Source organism: Limosilactobacillus gorillae (genome assembly GCF_001293735.1).
Lineage (GTDB): Bacteria > Bacillota > Bacilli > Lactobacillales > Lactobacillaceae > Limosilactobacillus > Limosilactobacillus gorillae.
Map to the genome: position 1 here is coordinate 1 of NZ_BCAH01000051.1, position 1,697 is coordinate 1,697.

At 46.9% G+C, this 1,697-nt stretch carries 2 protein-coding genes; one reads left to right on the forward strand and one right to left on the reverse strand.

Features of this window, described 5'->3' with window-relative positions; all coding sequences use genetic code 11:
- On the reverse strand, positions 1-124 hold a 124-nt coding region (locus tag AOQ57_RS08410), incomplete at its 3' end, for a 1-deoxy-D-xylulose-5-phosphate synthase N-terminal domain-containing protein (protein WP_305848695.1).
- 163 nt (positions 125-287) lie between these two features.
- Between AOQ57_RS08410 and AOQ57_RS07970 the strand changes: the two genes are divergently transcribed.
- Positions 288-1,523: a DUF2075 domain-containing protein gene (locus AOQ57_RS07970; protein ID WP_093626876.1), complete on the forward strand. Its 1,236-nt coding sequence runs from the start codon at positions 288-290 to the stop codon at positions 1,521-1,523.
- Positions 1,524-1,697 lie beyond the last annotated feature (174 nt).

The window sequence follows — 1,697 nt, forward strand, 5'->3', positions numbered from 1 at the left end:
CATCCCGTTCCAAAACAAGGGTCCGCATTTCGCTGGCCAGTTGTTTGAGTTGTTCAAGAGTCATTTTCTTAAGGTCTTCGGGTTCATTGACCTCATTCAAAAGATAATCCGGATGCAGGTTCATGTTTGTTAGACTCCCCTTTATTTCGTAGGCATTGGTAATGTACATGGATCATTCTACACCATTTTCAAAGTCAGAGGGGATTATTTCCTCCCTAGTTTGACGCGCGGCGTTTGAATCAGTACCATTAACATAATAATTAAGTTCTGATTAAGGAAGTCTTTCGATGCCAACTGAAACCAACCAAGCCATTGTAAAATTAGCGCCAGATCAGCCCTTAACTTCCCAGCAAGAAGAGCTGGTTGAAAGGGTCATCGCCTTTACCAATCATCACTTGACCAGTAAGAGCTTACCAGCCGTCTTCACAATCTACGGTGAGGCGGGAACCGGCAAGAGCGTGGTTTTAACTCACCTCTTCAACCAGATTCAGAAGCTGGCCAAAACACCCCACCAGCCGCTGACTGGAACCGCCAACTACTTTTTGGTCAACCACCCAGAGATCCTAAAGGTCTATAAAGAAATTGCCGGCCAGCAAGCGGCCCTTTTGAAAAAGAACTTCATGCGGCCAACTTCCTTCATCAATCAGCTCGACAAGCAGCAAAAAAACGTTGATGTGGTGGTGATTGACGAGGCCCACCTACTCCTATCCAAGCCGGACCACTACAATAATTTCTACTATGAAAATCAGCTTGCTGAGATCATCAAGCGTGCCCGGGTTGTCATTTTGGTCTTTGATCGTCACCAAGTGTTAAGGATGAAGAGTCTTTGGACGGTTGACCGGCTCAACGTCCTGACGAATCAGTATCCGCATGCAAGCTTTGAACTGACCCATCAATTTCGAATGCAGGCCCCCGATGAACTGGTTGCCTGGCTGAACCGATTCACTGACGGCGAAATCACCCCCTTACCCAAAAATGCCCGGGATGGTTATGACTTCCGGATCTTCGATAACGCTGAACAAATGCGACAAGCCATCGTCAAAAAGGACCACGAGGTCGGGCTCTCCCGGATTCTCTCAACGTCGGGCTACCCCTCTACTTTAGATGGCGGTAAGCACTACATAACGGAAGGACGTTTCAGAATGCCCTGGGACCAGTATAACTACACCGCGACTCCCTGGGCCGAAATACCCCAGACGATTAATGAAGTCGGCTCAATTTACACTTGTCAGGGTTTTGACCTTAATTACGCCGGGATCATCATCGGGCCAATCTTTTCGCAATCTCCCGGTACCAATCACTTACAAGTTAATCTCGACCGTTTTACCGACACTGAAGCCTTTAAACGGCGTGCTGACCTAACTGATCCGGTTGAAATCGAAAATTTGAAAAAGCAGATGCTCTACAACGCCTTAAACGTGATTTTGAAACGGGGTGTTCAAGGAACTTATCTTTACGCTCACGACCCGCTCCTAAGGGCAACCCTCTTTAAGCTTTATCGTCGCCTAGTTGAAAGGAAATAATGCATGCAAAACCACCGCCTCAATAAGTACTGGCTGATTATCCCCGCCGTGATCTTAATTGTGCTCTTGTTACTAACCCTTGTTCACGACTTTATGTCTGTCTCTTATACACATTCTCCGAGCCCACGAGACCTCTCTACATCTCGTATGCCGTCTTCTGCTTGAAAAAAAAAA

Excerpts from the sequence above, each read along its gene's own strand:
- AOQ57_RS07970 (WP_093626876.1), top strand. The coding sequence starts at position 288 with ATGCCAACTGAAACCAACCAAGCCATTGTAAAATTAGCGCCAGATCAG.